Origin of the sequence: Streptomyces sp. MK7, from assembly GCF_032658145.1 — a bacterium.
Lineage (GTDB): Bacteria > Actinomycetota > Actinomycetes > Streptomycetales > Streptomycetaceae > Streptomyces > Streptomyces spiralis.
The window spans coordinates 30820-47365 of the sequence record NZ_JAVACL010000014.1 but is presented as its reverse complement, the minus strand read 5'-3'; the positions used below and the strand labels follow the sequence as shown (position 1 = coordinate 47365).

Below are 16546 nucleotides of genomic sequence, written 5' to 3'. Positions count from 1 at the left end.
CTTGGCCACCTTGATGCGGTGGCGGTGCATCCCGCGTGCACGTATACCCCGGTGACCGGGTCAAGTTCGTAGACGTGGATCACCGGCCTGCCGGTGTGTCCGATTTCCTCGACCCGCCAGAAGTTCTCGACCGATCACGTCATCACGAAGAGTGACCATCGCCTCGCGCGTCACCGCCCACCCCCGAGGCCCTACGCTTGAAGGCTGACCCGCCCCCCTGCACAGGAGTGAAATGGCCGTCAACCTGGTCAATGTCGAGAACGTCAGCAAGGTCTACGGCACGCGTGCCCTGCTCGACGGTGTGTCACTCGGCGTGTCCGAGGGGGACCGGATCGGGGTCGTCGGACGCAACGGCGACGGCAAGACCACGCTCATCCGGATGCTCGCCAAGCTGGAGGACGCCGACTCCGGGCGGGTCACGCACTCCGGCGGGCTGCGGCTGGGGGTGCTCACGCAGCACGACTCCCTCGACCCCGAGGCGACCGTCCGGCACGAGGTCATCCGGGACATGGCCGACCACGAGTGGGCCGGCAACGCCAAGGTCAGGGACGTGCTGACGGGACTGTTCGGCGGGCTGGACCTGCCCGGCTTCCCCAAGGGGCTGGACACCGTCATCGGACCGCTGTCCGGTGGTGAGCGGCGGCGCATCGCGCTGGCCAAGCTGCTCATCGAGGAACAGGACCTGATCGTCCTGGACGAGCCCACCAACCACCTCGACGTCGAGGGCATCGCCTGGCTCGCCGGGCACCTGCGCGGCCGGCGTTCGGCGCTGGTCTGCGTCACCCACGACCGGTGGTTCCTCGACCAGGTCTGCACCCGCATGTGGGACGTCCAGCGCGGCACGGTCCACGAGTACGACGGCGGCTACTCCGACTACGTCTTCGCGCGCGCCGAGCGCGAGCGCATCGCCGCCTCCGAGGAGGCCAAGCGGCAGAACCTGATCCGCAAGGAGCTGGCCTGGCTGCGGCGCGGCGCCCCCGCCCGTACGTCCAAGCCGCGCTTCCGCGTCGAGGCCGCCAACGAGCTGATCAAGGACGTGCCGCCGCCGCGGGACCGCAGCGAGCTGATGAAGTTCGCCTCCTCGCGGCTCGGCAAGACCGTCTTCGACCTGGAGGACGTGACCGTCCAGGCCGGGCCCAAGGTGCTGCTCAAGCACGTCACCTGGCAGCTCGGCCCCGGCGACCGCATCGGTCTCGTCGGCGTCAACGGCGCCGGCAAGACCTCCCTGCTGCGGGCCATGCAGCAGGCCGCCCGGACCGAGGGCGAGGCACAGCCCGCGGGCGGCCGGATCGCCGTGGGCAGGACGGTGAAGCTGGCGTACCTGTCCCAGGAGGTCGCCGAACTCGACCCCGCCTTGCGGGTCCTGGAGGCCGTGCAGCAGGTGCGCGAGCGCGTGGACCTCGGCAAGGGGCGGGAGATGACCGCCGGCCAGCTGTGCGAGACGTTCGGCTTCAGCAAGGAGAAGCAGTGGACGCCGGTGGGCGACCTGTCCGGCGGTGAGCGGCGCCGGCTCCAGCTGCTGCGCCTGCTCATGGACGAGCCCAACGTCCTCTTCCTCGACGAGCCCACCAACGACCTCGACATCGAGACCCTCACCCAGCTGGAGGACCTCCTCGACGGCTGGCCCGGCTCGATGATCGTCATCTCCCACGACCGGTTCTTCGTCGAGCGCACCACCGACACGGTGCACGCCCTCCTCGGCGACGGCACGCTGCGCATGCTGCCGCGCGGCATCGACGAGTACCTGGAGCGGCGCCGGCGCATGGAGGAGTCGGTCGCCGCGCAGGCCGCCGCCACCGCCGCGCCCAAGCCGGCGACCACGGAGAAGAGCGCCGCCGAGCAGCGCGCCGCGAAGAAGGAACTCCAGAAGATCGAGCGGCAGTTGGACCGGATCTCCGAGAAGGAGTCCACGCTGCACGCCCAGATCGCCGAGCAGGCGACGGACTTCACGAAGGTGGCCGAACTCGACGCCCAGCTGCGTGACCTGACGGGGGAGCGCGAAGAACTGGAGCTGCGCTGGCTCGAACTGGCCGAGGACGCATAGGAGTGTGAAGACCGGCGTGTGAAGACCGGCGTGTGAAGACCGGCGTGTGAAGACCGGCGCGTGAAGACCGGCGCGTGCGCCGCGTGAAGGCGTCGTGAAGGCGCGTAACGGGGGCATCACAGGCCGGTTCTCCCTTGGGAACAGGGGTGGACGCGGCCCGGTGGGGTGTCGGTGCCGGGTGATAAGAAGGAGCGGCCGGAGAAGTGCCCGGCCTGTGTGAGTGCGACTCTGGGGCCTTCGCGAATCTCAGGGCGTGGCTAAAAGTCAGTCGATGAGGGGGAAACGCGCTGATGACTCAGCCGCCCAACCAGCCGCCGCAGGGCGGATTCGGACCACCGGAACCGCAGGACCCACGGCAGGCCACGCCCCCGCCTCCGGCGCAGCCGCCGCAGGACGCCCCGCAGACCCCGCCGCCTCCGGCACAGCCGCCGTCCGGTCCGCCGCAGCCCCAGCCCGGCTACGGCTACCCGCAGCAGCCCGGCCCCTACGGCCAGCCGGGACAGCCGGGCCGGCCGGGGCCGACAGGACCGTACGCCCAGCCGGGTCCCTACGGCGCCCCCGCCGCACCCGGTGCCCCCGCCGCACCCGGTGCCCCCGCGCCCGGTGCCCCCGCGCCCGGCCCCTACGACCGGCCGCCGCAGCCAGGACAGCAGCCGGGCCCGTACGGCTACCCGCAGCAGCCCGGTCCGTACGGTCAGCCGGGCCGGCCCGGTCCGTACGGACAGCAGCCCGGTTACGGCTACCCGCAGGCCCAGTTCCCGGGCGCGCCCGGCACCCCGCCGCCCGGCGGCGGCTCCCGCAACCCCTTCAAGGGCAAGCCCGCGGTCCTGATCGGCGCCGCCGTGGCCGTGCTGCTCGTCGTCGGCGGCACCGTGTGGGCCGTCACCGGCGGCGACGACGGCGGCGAGAAGAAGCCGGTCGCGCAGAAGAGCGGCGACTCCAAGCCCTCGGGGCCGTCCGCGTCCGGCGATCCGGTCAACCCCGGTGACGGCAGCGGCGACGGCGGCGACGACCCGGAGGACCTCAACTCGGGCCGCAAGGACGGCGAGGCGAAGGTGCTCTGGTACAAGGAGGCGCCCGACGCGCCCGGTTCCGGCGCCGACGCCCCCGGCATGTGGATCACCGACAAGGCGGCGGTGAAGGCGGCGTACAAGCAGGTACTGGCCTACAACGTCGGCGACGGCAAGCCCACATGGGCGCCGATCACCTTCCCGCAGAAGATCTGTGCGGTGACCCCGCAGAAGTCGGCCGACGACAAGGTCGTCGTGGCCTACGAGAGCGGCTCCAGCGACCGCGCCACGTGCAACCAGCTCCAGCAGATCGACCTGAACACCGGCAAGAAGGGCTGGAGCACGGAGCTCTCCGAGGGCCAGCTGTTCGACAGCACGATCACCATCGAGCTGACCGTCACCGGTAAGACGCTGATGGTGGGCCGCTCGCAGTCGGGTGTCGCGTACGACATCGACAGCGGCCACAAGCTCTACGACAAGAAGCGGTACGGCGAGGCCTGCTTCCCGGGCGCGTTCGCGGGCGGCACGCGGCTGATCTCGGTCTCGTCCTGCGGTGCGGGCAGCTCCAACGAGCACGACGAGGTGCAGGAACTCGACCCGGCCACCGGCAAGGTCAAGTGGACCAGGAAGATCCCCAAGGGCTGGACGGTCCAGCGGACCTTCTCCGTCGACCCCGTGGTGCTGTACTCGACCGACGAGAACAAGAAGCACTACAACATCTCGAGCCTGAACAACGACGGGTCCGTCCGTTCCCAGGTCGACTCCAAGGCCACCTTCGACCCGCAGTGCGGCTGGGCCATCCTGGAGCGCGACCTCCAGGGCTGCCAGGCCGTCGCCTCCGACGCCACCACGCTCTACCTGCCCACGCGGGCCACCACCGGCGCCAACGAGATCGTGGCCGTCAACCTCGCCACCGGCAAGGAGAAGTGGCGGGTGAAGTCCCCGCAGGACACCTCGATGCTGCCGATCAAGGTGGAGAACGGGAAGCTCGTCGCGTACGTCGAGCCGTCGTACGACGCGGGCGGCCAGGTCGTGTCGGTGTCGGTCACCGGGTCGGTCCACACCATCACCAAGCTGCTGCAGAACCCGCAGAGCACCGCGGAGATCGAGAACGGCTTCTTCTCCAAGGACATCGACTGGGTCGACGGACGCTTCTACATCTCCACCACCCGGCTGAGCGGCAACGACGAGTCGAGGGAGAAGCTGATGCTCGCCTTCGGCAAGTGAGGCGAGGCCGGCCGCCCGAGCGCGGCCGGCGCCGTTGCGCACCGCTCCCGACCCCGTCCCGTTCATCCGAGGTACCGTCATGACCCAGCCGCCTCCCCCGCCGCCCAACCAGCCGCCGCCGCAGGGCGGTTACGGCCAGCCGCAGGACCAGCGGCCCGAGCAGCCGCCGCAGCCTCCGCAGACCCCGCCCGCGTCGGGCGGCCCGGACGTCGCCGAGCCGCAGCACCAGGCCCCGGGCTACGGCTATCCGCAGGCCCCCCAGCCGCCCCAGGGCGCCCCGCAGACCCCGCCGCCTCCGGCGCAGCCGCCGTCCGGTCCGCCGCCGCCCCAGCCCGGCTACGGCTACCCGCAGGCGCCCCAGCCGGCGCAGCCGCCGCAGCAGCCCGCGGGCTACGGCTACCCCGGTCAGCCGGCCACGCCCGCCCCTGCACCCGCGCCTGCGCCGAACCCGTACGCCCAGCAGCAGCCCGGCGCGTACGGCACTCCGCAGCCCGGCGGGTACGGCACCCCGCAGCCCGGTTACGGATACCCCGGCCAGCCGGGGTATCCGGGTCAGCAGGCCACCGTGCCGGCGCAGGCCGGCCGGCCGGGCGGCGACGGGGAGAAGAAGAAGCAGCTGCTGATCATCGTCGCGGCCGTCGTCGCGATCGCGCTGATCATCGGCGGCGGCGTCCTGTACGCGAACTCGTCCGGCGACAGCGGCGGCAAGAAGGACACCGCCGGTACCAGCGGCGGCACCGGAGGCAAGGGCGGCGACAAGGGCGGCAGCGGCGGCACGCCGACCCGCGGCGACGAGAAGGTGCCGGCCGACACCAACGCCAAGGTGCTCTTCCAGGTGCCGATGCCGAAGGTGGACGACACCACCACCGTCTCCGGCTCCTGGCTCACCGACAAGGTGTACGCCAAGAGCGGCGTCGCCGAGATCGTCGGCTACGACCCCGGCAAGGGCACCAAGCTGTGGACGATCAAGCTGCCCGGCCCGGTGTGCCAGGTCACCCGCCACGTCACGGCGGACCACAAGACCGTGATCGCCTACGAGCCCGCCATGCCGACCAAGGACAAGCGCTACCACGGCTGCTCCCAGGTCTCGGCGATCGACCTCGACGCCGGGAAGAAGCTGTGGACGCGGACGGTCAAGACCGGTGACGAGCCGGTCAACCTCGAGAACGTCACCATCGGCGGGGGCACGGTCGCCCTGGGCAGCACCAGCGGCGGTGCCGCCTTCGACCTCGCCACCGGGAAGGCCCTGTGGACGCCGAAGCCGGGCGACACCTGCTACGACGCCGGCTACGGCGGCGGCGACAAGCTGGTGGCGGTGCGCAAGTGCGGTGACTACGACAACCCGCAGCTGCACATCCAGACCATCGACCCGAAGTCCGGGAAGGTGATCTCCGAGTACAAGATGGCGACGGGCGTCGAGTACGCGAGCGTGGTGTCGACGAACCCGCTGGTGGTCGCGGCGGACGTCGGCGACTCCGCCAAGGGCCGCGGCATCTCCGACATCTTCAGCATCGACAACAAGACGGGCGCCCTGCGCAACAAGATCTCGGTGCCCGCCGACCGGTACGCGGCCAAGTGCGACGGGATCACCCGGATCGAGGGCTGCTCCGGCATCGTGATCGGCAACGACCGGGCCTACCTGGCCACCGCCGAACACGACGGCAGCTCGGGCAGCTTCCGCGACACCAACGAGGTCGTCGCCTTCGACCTCGGCAGCGGCAAGCAGACCGGTCAGCGCGCGGACGCGGGAGACGGCTACACGATCACTCCGCTGCGCATGGACGGCGGCAACATCATCGCCTACAAGGAGCCGCCCTACGACAAGGGCGGTCAGATCGTGAGCATCGACGGCGCCTCGTTCAAGGAGACCAAGCTCCTGGAGAACCCCTCGGACCGGGCGGTCCGTGACGCGGAGACCACCTTCTCGACGGACTACGCGGAGATCCTTTTCCACAACGGGCGCCTGTTCATGTCCCAGGTCTACGCCTCGGACTTCTCCAGCTCGAGCGAACGCTATCTGGCCATCGCCTTCGGCACGTCCTGACGGCGTGACGTCCTGACGGCCTGGCGACGGCGTGAGGGCCACGCGGACGGCCTCGTCCCCGATCCGGGGGCGGGGCCGTCGCCGTACCCGCTCGTCACCTCTCGCCCCCGACATTCACCCGCGCGTGCGCCCCCGCACGTCACCGTCGTGTGCGCGGTGGGCCAAAAAGTCCGCCGATCCGGGGTGCTTCTCGCCGGTAGGGGCAGCGCGACGTCGAACTAGCGTGTAGCTTCCGGGGGCATGTGGGACGGGACTGCCGGGGGGCTTCCCGCCCGTGCGAGCCCGTCGGAGCATGGACGGCCCGATTGGGCATCCGTTGGGGGACTGGGGGGTTGCTCGATGGGAGTGCGGCTCATGGTGGTCGACGACCACCGACTGCTCGCCGAGGCACTGGCCTCGGCGCTGAAGCTGCGGGGGCATCGCGTGCTGGCCGCCGCGGCGCCGGCCGCGGGCGCGGCGGACCTGGTGATCAGCCGCGCGCCGGAGGTGTGCCTGCTGGGCACGGCGGCACCGGCCGAGCCGGGGGCGTTCGACCCGGTGGTGAAGATCAAGCGGGAACGTCCGCAGGTGGCCGTGGTCGTCCTCGGCCCCGTCCCCTCCCCGCGCGGCATCGCGGCGGCCTTCGCCGCGGGCGCCTCCGGCTACGTACGGCACGACGAGCGCATAGAGGGTGTGGAGCGCGCGATCATGAAGGCGCGCGCGGGGGAGGCGGCGGTGGCCCCGCAGCTGTTGCAGGGCGCCTTCGGCGAGCTGCTGAACCCGGCCGCCCAGCCGGACGACGAGGGACAGCGCCTGCTGCGGATGCTCACCCCGCGGGAGGTGGAGGTCCTGGTCCGGGTCGCCGAGGGCGAGGACACCCGGCTGATCGCGGCCGGCATGGGCATCGCCCCCAGCACCGCCCGCACCCACGTCCAACGCGTCCTGATGAAACTGGGCGTCGGCTCCCGCCTCGAAGCGGCGGCCCTGGCAGCCCGCACGGGCCTACTGGACCGCGCGGGCAAGCCCACATAGCTGCGGGCAGTCGTACCTCTCCCAGTGCTCAACGCCTGGGAGGTACCCCCATGGCGGCACGGGTGGGCGCAGCGGCCCCCCCCGTACGCGCGGGCAAGCGCACCCCAGCGCACCACCGGGAGCACCCGGCAGATCGCGCCCACCCAGCTACGTCACTCGCCCCTGGGCTCCTGCGCCGACGGCACCGGCGGCGCAGCCGGCCGCAGCTTCAGCCACACCAGGAAGAACACCCCCAGCACCAGCATCCCGATCCCGGTCCACAGGTTGATGTTCACCCCCTGCGCCTTGTCGATCGCCGCCTGCGAGTCCGTGATCCCGGTGACCGTCACGATGATCCCGTACAGCACGAACAACCCACCGATGATCCGCCGCAGATCGAAGATCCGCGCGGCGGTCGCGGACTTGCCCTCCAGCGCGGTGACTTCCCGCTGCACATCCTGCTCGGAGTACCCGGAGTTCTCGGAGTGCCCGGAGCGGGGTGCGGAGTTCTCGGAGTCTGACATGGTCTTCCAATCCTCCCGCGATCAGAACGAGAACGGGATGTAGCAGAGGGCGGCGAGGACGACGGCGCCCCACCCGAGCAGCGCGGGCCTGCGGTACCAGACCTCGTCACCGGGCGCGGCCGGCTCGGCCATGCCCGGCGAGCGGGTGCCGTAGACCAGGCCCTGGAGTTCCTCCTGCGGCCGCGGCCTGGTGAACAGCGACACGGCCACCATGACCACCGCGCCGGCGACGAACCCGGCGATCGCGGAGACGAAGTTGGCGCCCTGGTCGGTGGGGATGTCGATGATGCCGTGCTTGTAGAGGACGAAGTAGTTCACCATCGCCGCGGTCGTGCCGGCGAGCAGCCCCCAGAAGCCGGACTTCTTCGACGCGCGCTTCCAGAACATGCCGACGATGAACACCACGAACATCGGCACGTTGAAGAAGGAGAACAGCGTCTGCAGGTAGCTCATGATGTTCGAGAACGACGACGCCAGGAACGCCGTGCCGATCGAGGCGAGCACGCCGATCGCGGTGATCAGCCGCCCGAACCGCACGTAGTAGGTGTCCTCGCGGTCCTTGACGACGTACTTGGCCCAGATGTCGTTGGTGAACACGGTGTTGAACGAGGACACGTTGGCCGCCATGCCGGCCATGAAGGCGGCGAGCAGACCGGTCACCGCGATGCCGAGCACGCCGTTGGGCAGCAGCTCCTGCATCAGGTAGGGGATGGCGTCGTTGTACTGCAGCCCGGAGCCGGAGGTGCCGATCTTCGGCACCAGGGCGGCGGCGACCAGGCCCGGGATCATCACCAGGAAGACGATGAAGATCTTCGGGAACGCGGCGATCAGCGGGGTGCGCTGGGCGGCGGAGAGGTTCTTCGCGGACAGCGCGCGCTGCACCTCGGCGAAGTTGGTCGTCCAGTAGCCGAAGGACAGCACGAAGCCGAGGCCGAGGACGATGGTGAGCCAGTTGGCGCCGAGCGGGTTGCCGTGGCCGATCCCGGTGCCGCCCCAGGCGGTGGTGAAGTTCTCGCCGTGGGCGGCGGTGAGCTTGTGGGTCAGTCCGTCCCAGCCGCCCACCTTCCTCAGGCTGAGCACCACGATCGGGATGAGGGCCGCGAGGATCACGAAGAACTGCAGCACCTCGTTGTAGATCGCGGAGGACAGACCGCCGAGGGTGATGTAGGCGAGGACGAAGAAGCCGGCGACGACGATCGCCACCCATTGCGGCCAGCCCAGCAGCGCCTCCACGACGATCGCGAGGGCGTAGAGGTTCACGCCGGCGATGAGGATCGCCGCGAAGGCGAACAGGATCGAACTGAGCAGATGTGCGCCCCGGTCGAAGCGCAGCAGCAGGAACTCGGGCACCGAGCGCACCTTGCTGCCGTAGTAGAAGGGCATCATCACCAGGCCGAGGAAGACCATGGCCGGGATGGCACCGATCCAGTACCAGTGCACGGTGTACGCACCGTACTGGGCGCTGTTGGCGGCCATGCCGAGGATCTCGGTGGCGGCCAGGTTGGCGGAGATGAACGCCAGACCGGTGATCCACGCGGGCAGGGAGCGGCCGGAGAGGAAGAAGTCGAGGCTGGTCTTGACCGAGCGGCGCGCCGCGAAGCCGATGCCGAGGACGACCACGAAGTAGATGCCGAGGATCGTGTAGTCCAGGCCGTTGGTGGGGAGGCGTAGCTCCGCCGCCAGGTAGGCGGGTGCGTATGTGGGGGTTTGCATAAGAACTCGCTTCGTCGCGCGAACTGATCCAGCGTGGAACCTACGCCTTCGCGTTCAGAAAATGAACACTTTTGTTGGTGGTCTTTGTTTGATTGTGATGTAGAAGGTCGCCCAAGGGTTGACGTCAGCGGGATGGTGGGTTGTGATGTGTTATGTTTGATTGTGTTGGGTGATGGAGTGCGGAGCGGACCTGGATCCGGTAGGGAGTCCGACAGTGAAGAAGACCTCGACCCGACTGGCCGACGGTCGTGAGCTCATCTACTACGACCTGCGGGACGACGCCGTGCGCGACGCGGTCGACCGCCGCCCCCTGGAGCGGACCGTCACCACCTCCGAGATCCGCCGGGACGAGCTGCTCGGCGACGCGGTGGCCGTGGCCTCCCACCGCCAGGGCCGCACCTACCACCCGCCGGCCGACGAGTGCCCCCTGTGCCCCACCCGGGGCGAGCGGCTGACCGAGATCCCGGACTCCGCGTACGACGTGGTGGTGTTCGAGAACCGCTTCCCGTCGCTGGCCGGCGACTCCGGCCGCTGTGAGGTCGTCTGCTTCACCTCCGACCACGACGCCTCCTTCGCCGACCTGACCGAGGAGCAGGCGCGACTGGTGCTGGACGCCTGGACCGACCGTACGTCGGAACTGTCGCATCTGCCCTCCGTCGAGCAGGTGTTCTGCTTCGAGAACCGCGGCGCGGAGATCGGTGTGACGCTGGGGCACCCGCACGGCCAGATCTACGCCTACCCCTTCACCACCCCGCGCACCGCGCTGATGCTGCGGTCGCTGGCCGCCCACAAGGACGCGACCGGCGGGGAGAACCTCTTCGACGCCGTCCTCGCCCGGGAGCTCGCCGACGAGCGGATCGTCCTGGAGAGCGACCACTGGGTGGCCTTCGTGCCGTACGCCGCGCACTGGCCCTACGAGGTCCACCTCTACCCCCGGCGCCGCGTCCCGGACCTGCTCGCCCTGGACGAGCCGACCCGCTCGGAGTTCCCCCGGGTCTATCTGGAATTGTTGAGGCGCTTCGACCGGCTGTTCGGCGAAGGTGAGCCTCCGACGCCCTACATCGCGGCCTGGCACCAGGCCCCGTTCGGCGCGCTGGAGGAGTTCGACGGAGTCGTCCGCGAGGACTTCGCCCTCCACCTCGAGCTTTTCACCATCCGCCGCACTTCCGGCAAGCTGAAGTTCCTTGCGGGCTCCGAGTCCGGCATGAGCGTCTTCATCAACGACGTGCCACCGGAGCGCGCGGCCGAGCGACTGCGAGAGGTAGCGAGTTCATGAGCGGGAAGTACCTGGTGACGGGCGGCGCGGGTTACGTCGGGAGCGTGGTGGCCCAGCACCTGCTGGAGGCCGGGCACGAGGTCGTCGTGCTCGACAACCTCTCGACGGGCTTCCGCGAGGGCGTGCCCGCGGGCGCCGTCTTCATCGAGGGCGACATCCGCGACGCCGCCAAGTGGCTGGACTCCTCCTTCGACGCCGTTCTGCACTTCGCGGCGTTCTCGCAGGTCGGCGAGTCGGTGGTGAAGCCGGAGAAGTACTGGGACAACAACGTCGGCGGCACCATGGCCCTGCTCGGCGCCATGCGCGAGGCCGGCGTGAAGAAGCTGGTCTTCTCCTCCACGGCGGCGACCTACGGCGAGCCGGAGCAGGTCCCGATCGTCGAGGCCGCCCCGACCAAGCCCACCAACCCCTACGGCGCCTCCAAGCTCGCCGTCGACCACATGATCACCGGCGAGGCGGCGGCGCACGGCCTGGGCGCGGTCTCGCTGCGCTACTTCAACGTGGCCGGCGCCTACGGCGCGTACGGCGAGCGCCACAACCCCGAGTCGCACCTGATCCCGCTGGTCCTCCAGGTCGCCCAGGGCCGCCGCGACGCCATCTCGATCTACGGCGACGACTACGCCACCCCCGACGGCACCTGCGTCCGCGACTACATCCACGTGGCGGACCTGGCCGAGGCCCACCTGCTCGCCGTGAAGGCCGCCGTCCGGGGCGAGCACCTGATCTGCAACCTCGGCAACGGCAACGGCTTCTCCGTCCGCGAGGTGATCGAGACGGTCCGGCAGGTCACCGGCCACCCCATCCCGGAGGTCGTGGCCCCGCGCCGGGCCGGCGACCCGGCGGTCCTGGTCGCCTCGGCCGCCACCGCCCGCGAGAAGCTCGGCTGGAACCCGTCCCGCGCGGACCTCGCGGGCATCGTCGCGGACGCCTGGGAGTTCGCGCAGCACACCGCGAGGGAGCAGTAGTGGCGGCGGAGGAGACCCGGCGGACCCGGGAGATCAGGGAAGGCTTCACGGCTCTCTACGGCACCGAGCCGGACGGAGTCTGGGCGGCGCCGGGCCGCGTCAACCTGATCGGCGAGCACACCGACTACAACGACGGCTTCGTGATGCCCTTCGCGCTGCCGCACGTCACGATCGCCGCGGTGGCGCGGCGCGAGGACGGCGTGCTGCGCCTGCACTCGGCGGACGTGCCCGGCGGCCCCGTCGAGCTGCGCGTCGACGACCTGGCACCCGGGACCGACAAGGACTGGACGGCGTACCCGGCGGGCGTGGTCTGGGCCCTGCGGGAGGCCGGCCACGCGGTGACGGGCGCGGATGTGCACCTGACGTCGACGGTGCCCTCCGGCGCCGGCCTGTCCTCCTCGGCGGCGCTGGAGGTCGTGGTCGCCCTTGCCCTGAACGACCTCTGTGCCCTGGGCCTGAAGGGCTGGCAGCTGGCCCGCCTGTGCCAGCGCGCCGAGAACGTCTACGTCGGCGCCCCGACCGGCATCATGGACCAGACGGCATCGGCCTGCTGCGAGGCCGGGCACGCCCTGTTCCTCGACACCCGCGACCTCTCCCAGCGCCAGATCCCCTTCGACCTCGCGGGTCGGGGCCTGTGCCTGCTGGTGGTGGACACCCAGGTCAAGCACGCCCACAGCGACGGCGAGTACGGCAAGCGCCGGGCCGGCTGCGAGAAGGGCGCGGCCCTGCTGGGCGTGGACGCCCTGCGGGACGTCCCCTACGACGGCCTGGACGCGGCCCTGGAACAGCTGGGCGACGAGGAGGAGGTCCGCCGCCTGGTCCGCCACATCGTCACCGAGAACCGGCGCGTCGAACGAGTCGTGTCCCTCCTGGAGTCCGGCGACCCCCGGGCGATCGGCCCGGTCCTCACCGAGGGCCACGCCTCCCTGCGCGACGACTTCCGCATCTCCTGCCCGGAGCTCGACCTGATCGTCGACACGGCCCTGAGCACGGGGGCGCTGGGGGCGAGGATGACGGGCGGCGGCTTCGGCGGCTCGGCGATCGTCCTCACGGAGGAGACGGAGGCGTCCTCCCTCACCAAGGCGATCGAGGAGGCCTTCGCGAGCGCCGGCTTCACGGCCCCCCGAGCCTTCGAGGCAGTCCCCTCGGCGGGGGCCCGGCGCCTGGCCTGACACCCGCCGACCACGCGGCGGCGCCGACCAGCTCCCGGCGCCGCCCGCGAGAGTCTCTTCCGGGCGATCAGCGCACACCGGTTCGACCGACGGCATCGGATCCCGCGCGCGTCGGTCTCTTGCGCCACCAACGTGTAAGCCCCGGACCGCCGTTCCTGGGCCTGGCCAGTAACCACCCCACGAAGGACCGTGCCTCGCCAGGCACTTGGCAAGCCCCGGTAATGTCATGCCCGCCTGCCATCCGGCAGGACTGACGGGATGTCAGGAAGTGCGGGGGAGGCCGCTTATGGCATGGGAAGAGTGGGAACAGCTGAAGGCCCGGGTGGCGCAGCGCCATTCCACACGGATGCAACTCAATCAGTATCCGGCTGACCAGGGAGGCGAAGGCACCCAGGGAGACCTCGTCGTAGGGCACAAGGACCTCGAAGCGGTCGGCAAGGCGGCCCATGAGCTGTTCGACCACTTCACGACCTACAGCGGCCACGCGCGCGTGGCCTCCGAGGCAGCCGCGGGCGGGCTCAAGGGCCAGGGCTTCGACTTGGGGAGTGCGCTGGACCATGTGACGCAGCACTGGGGCGAGCAGACGAAGACGCTGCTGGACGCCTGCGCCCACATCTCCAACCACCTGCGGTACACCAAGAACCGGCACGCGGCCGACGAGACCTACATCGCCGGTGCGGTCAGCAGCATCGTCACGCTCGACGAGGGCTTCGACGACCGGAAGGGCCACTGACGCCGATGGATCTCGACGCTCTGCGTCACGGCAACTTCGCCAAGCTCGGTGAAGCGGTCACCGACTGGGAACAGATGACGAAGAAGCTCGCCGAGCTGGAGAAGGACGCCGAGGACAACCTCAAGGCGAAAGCCGACAAGGCCAAGTGGGCGGGCGTCAACGCCACCGTCAGCCGGGAGTTCATCGACAAGACTGCCGCCGAGTTCGCCGACGCGCACACCCAGGCCGACTCCATCACCAAGATCCTCAGCGACACGCGCGGTGAGCTCATCGGCTACCGCACCCAGCTGAACGACGCGATCAAGCGCGCCAACGACGAGAACATGACCGTGGTGGACACCGGTGGCGGCACGTTCACCGTCATGGGAAACACCCGTCCCGACTGGTCGTCCGATCCCAGCGGGAAGACCGGCGCGACGGATCAGACGAAGGTCGATGCCTACCGCAAAGAGATCGAAGGCATCCTGACCAAGGCGACGGAGAGTGACAGCAGTGCCGCCAAGGCCCTCAGACTCCTCGTCGACCAGGCGGAGTACGGGTTCTCCGACGCCTCCTATGCGGACCGGGACGAGGCGGCCAAGGCCGTCGACGCAGCGGAGAAGCTGGCAAGGATGGCCAAGAATCCGGACAAGATGTCCCTCGACGACATCGCCGCCTTCAACCGCACGATGGCGCAGTACCACGACGACCCGCTGTTCGCCGAGCAGTTCGCCAAGAACCTGGGCGCCAAGGGAACGCTCCGGTTCTGGAACGCGATGGCGTCCCGGCACGCCGGCGCCAGGGGTTCGGAACTCGATACGATGAAGGACCTGCAGACCAACCTGGGCCTGACTTTGGCCACGGCGTCCTTCTCGGACTCGGACGCGATGCAGCACTGGAAGAATGACCTCATCGCGGAGCGCAACACCAGCTTCCACGCCGCTGGTTCGTCCAACGCGGTCGGCGCTCTCGGCGCCCAGGTGATCAGCAGCCTCATGCACCAGGGGCAGTTCGACACCGAGTTCCTCGACGACTACCGGGAGAAGTTGTTCAAGGCGGACAAGGCGGCGGGGGACTCGGGCACGCATGACCTGTGGACCAAGGGCTACGACTCCGTTGACCTCGTCTTCGGCGACGGCAACGGCCGGGACCCGCTGGAGGGGCTGTTCGACGGCCTTTCCCACAACCCCGAGGCGGCCGAGCACGCCTTCGCGTCCAAGTCGGACCTGGACCACATGCTCGGCACGACCAGGTTCACCGACCGTGGAGCCTCCCTCGGTCGCGCCCTGGAAAGCGCGGTCACCGGAATCGCCGACGGTGACACCTCCTCCATGGCCCCACCGCACAGCGCGGCCCAGGTCAAGATCATGGGCAACATCATGAGCGCGGTGGCCCAGCCCGGCGGCGGCGCGGACCTCGTGACCAAGGGGCTGGGCGAGAGCTTCGGGGACATGGCGGCTGCTTATATGCCGGAGATCAGCCACGCGTTCGCGGGCTCTGAGTCCGAGAGTGTCTTCCTTACAAAGAGTGAGTCCCCCGCCGGGCTCGACCTCACGGATGTCACCCGCTTTCTTTCAGCCACGTCCGCAGATCCCGCCGGCCGGGCTGGGATCATCTACGGAGAGAGCATCTACACCGGGAGCCTTCTGCAGGAGCACCTCTCGAACCCCTCCTTGTTCGACGGAGATCAGAAGCAGGTACTTGAAGACATCGGCAGGAATGCGGGAATCATCGAGGGAATCGTTGGGCACTCCGCCGCGAATGCCGAAGTCAGTACTGCCGTCCATAATGAGACGGATTACAACGACTCCCTGAAACAGAAGGGTGATGTCGCCAAGACCTGGGTCAACATTGCTTTCACCGGCTTGAAGCTCCCCGAGCATCTGGGCGGTGAGGCCATGGGGTCCGTCGTCGGCGGAGCGGCCGGAGCCGTCGCCGGTGGGGCCGTTGACCGCCTGATCGAAGGCCAGCAACTCGAGGGCGCCAGGGACCAGGCGCTGTATCAGTCCAGTAAGGACCTGTTCAAAATGCGGGATTCGGTCAGCCAGCAGACGTTGTGGTCGGTGCACGACGCCCTGGCCCGCAACCATGTGGACCTGCCGAAGGACGGAATCGGAGACTCGGTCCGGCAGGCTGTGAACGATGGTTGGAAAGACAGCGATTACTACTTGAACCGCTCCAAGGACGAATATGAGTGAACGGGTGTCGGGGCGGGGCTGGGTGACTCATTCTGTGAAGGGATTCCTCGTCTCCCTGGTGGTCCTCGGGCTCCTGGGGGGCGGACTCGTCCTGTTCTTCATAAAAGGTCTGTACCTGCTCCCGGACAAGGTGTGCGACGCGGCGGTGCAGCGGGACATCGTGATCCGGACTCTGCCGCGTGCGCGATCGGCGGACGAGTGGTCGGAGCAAGGAGGTGCGGGACGTCACTTCTCCTTCGCGTGCCGCGTCTCCACCAGCGGTCACTCGATTCTGTCGGGGCAGGTGGATCTGAGGGATTCGTCCCGGACAGCGTGGGAGGACCACTACGGGAGTCTTGCGGGCCACCAAGTCGTCAGGGTCACGGCAGGCGGAGTCGAAGCATTGGCACAGACGGACGGTGACAAAGGCTCTGCTTCCGTGTACGTCCCCTGTGCGCCGGCGACCGTGCAGGAAGGCACTGCGTCACACGCCTATGCCCTGGTGGCGGATGCAGGCGTCACCGGGAGGAGCAGGGCCACCGGTGAGGAGCTGCGCCAAGCCCTGACCGACTTTGCCTATCAGCTCACCGAGCACGCCTACAAGCTGGCCGAGTGCAGGGATCACCGCGCCTTCCCCAAAGAACTGCCCCGCTACAACAAGGACCGCTGATGACGGACGACGAGATCCGGTC

At 69.4% G+C, this 16546-nt stretch carries 12 protein-coding genes; 10 read left to right on the top strand and 2 right to left on the bottom strand.

Going from position 1 to position 16546, the window contains the following annotated elements; genetic code table 11:
* Positions 1-232: 232 nt before the first annotated feature.
* The 4 genes from R2S09_RS17715 to R2S09_RS17700 all read left to right on the top strand — a co-directional run bounded on the left by R2S09_RS17715 (position 233) and on the right by R2S09_RS17700 (position 7336).
* Positions 233-2044 carry an ABC-F family ATP-binding cassette domain-containing protein gene (locus R2S09_RS17715; RefSeq protein WP_306185862.1) on the top strand — a complete coding sequence of 604 codons (1812 nt, stop codon included), beginning with the start codon at positions 233-235 and terminating at the stop codon, positions 2042-2044.
* A gap of 290 nt (positions 2045-2334) precedes the next feature.
* A complete protein-coding gene (locus R2S09_RS17710; RefSeq protein ID WP_316741972.1) occupies positions 2335-4281 on the top strand; it encodes a PQQ-binding-like beta-propeller repeat protein in 1947 nt (648 codons plus the stop codon).
* Positions 4282-4360: 79 nt separating this feature from the next.
* The gene (locus R2S09_RS17705) at positions 4361-6325 is read left to right on the top strand and encodes a PQQ-binding-like beta-propeller repeat protein (RefSeq protein WP_316741970.1); all 1965 of its coding nucleotides are present in this window, start codon (positions 4361-4363) and stop codon (positions 6323-6325) included.
* Between the two features lie 339 nt (positions 6326-6664).
* Positions 6665-7336, top strand: a complete 672-nt coding sequence (locus R2S09_RS17700) for a response regulator transcription factor (protein WP_306185868.1) — start codon at positions 6665-6667, stop codon at positions 7334-7336.
* A 152-nt stretch (positions 7337-7488) separates the two neighbouring features.
* On the opposite strand, the gene R2S09_RS17695 is transcribed toward R2S09_RS17700, so the two are convergent.
* A complete protein-coding gene (locus R2S09_RS17695) occupies positions 7489-7839 on the bottom strand; it encodes a hypothetical protein (protein ID WP_316741968.1) in 351 nt (116 codons plus the stop codon).
* A 21-nt stretch (positions 7840-7860) separates the two neighbouring features.
* Positions 7861-9552: a sodium:solute symporter family protein gene (locus R2S09_RS17690; RefSeq protein ID WP_306185870.1), complete on the bottom strand. Its 1692-nt coding sequence runs from the start codon at positions 9550-9552 to the stop codon at positions 7861-7863.
* Between the two features lie 214 nt (positions 9553-9766).
* Here R2S09_RS17690 and galT point away from each other — a divergent pair, with 214 nt between their 5' ends.
* The 6 genes from galT (at position 9767) to R2S09_RS17660 (ending at position 16524) form a co-directional block, all read left to right on the top strand.
* Positions 9767-10828: a galactose-1-phosphate uridylyltransferase gene (gene galT, locus R2S09_RS17685; protein ID WP_316741967.1), complete on the top strand. Its 1062-nt coding sequence runs from the start codon at positions 9767-9769 to the stop codon at positions 10826-10828.
* A complete protein-coding gene (galE, locus tag R2S09_RS17680) occupies positions 10825-11793 on the top strand; it encodes a UDP-glucose 4-epimerase GalE (protein ID WP_306185873.1) in 969 nt (322 codons plus the stop codon). The genes galT and galE overlap by 4 nt, the downstream gene beginning before the upstream one ends.
* A complete protein-coding gene (gene galK, locus R2S09_RS17675) occupies positions 11793-12965 on the top strand; it encodes a galactokinase (RefSeq protein ID WP_306185875.1) in 1173 nt (390 codons plus the stop codon). Before galE ends, galK begins: the two co-directional genes overlap by 1 nt.
* A 286-nt stretch (positions 12966-13251) precedes the next feature.
* Positions 13252-13698, top strand: a complete 447-nt coding sequence (locus tag R2S09_RS17670) for a hypothetical protein (RefSeq protein ID WP_306185877.1) — start codon at positions 13252-13254, stop codon at positions 13696-13698.
* Between the two features lie 5 nt (positions 13699-13703).
* Positions 13704-15875, top strand: a complete 2172-nt coding sequence (locus R2S09_RS17665; protein ID WP_316741966.1) for a hypothetical protein — start codon at positions 13704-13706, stop codon at positions 15873-15875.
* The gene (locus R2S09_RS17660) at positions 15868-16524 is read left to right on the top strand and encodes a hypothetical protein (RefSeq protein ID WP_316741964.1); all 657 of its coding nucleotides are present in this window, start codon (positions 15868-15870) and stop codon (positions 16522-16524) included. The genes R2S09_RS17665 and R2S09_RS17660 overlap by 8 nt, the downstream gene beginning before the upstream one ends.
* Positions 16525-16546: the final 22 nt, after the last annotated feature.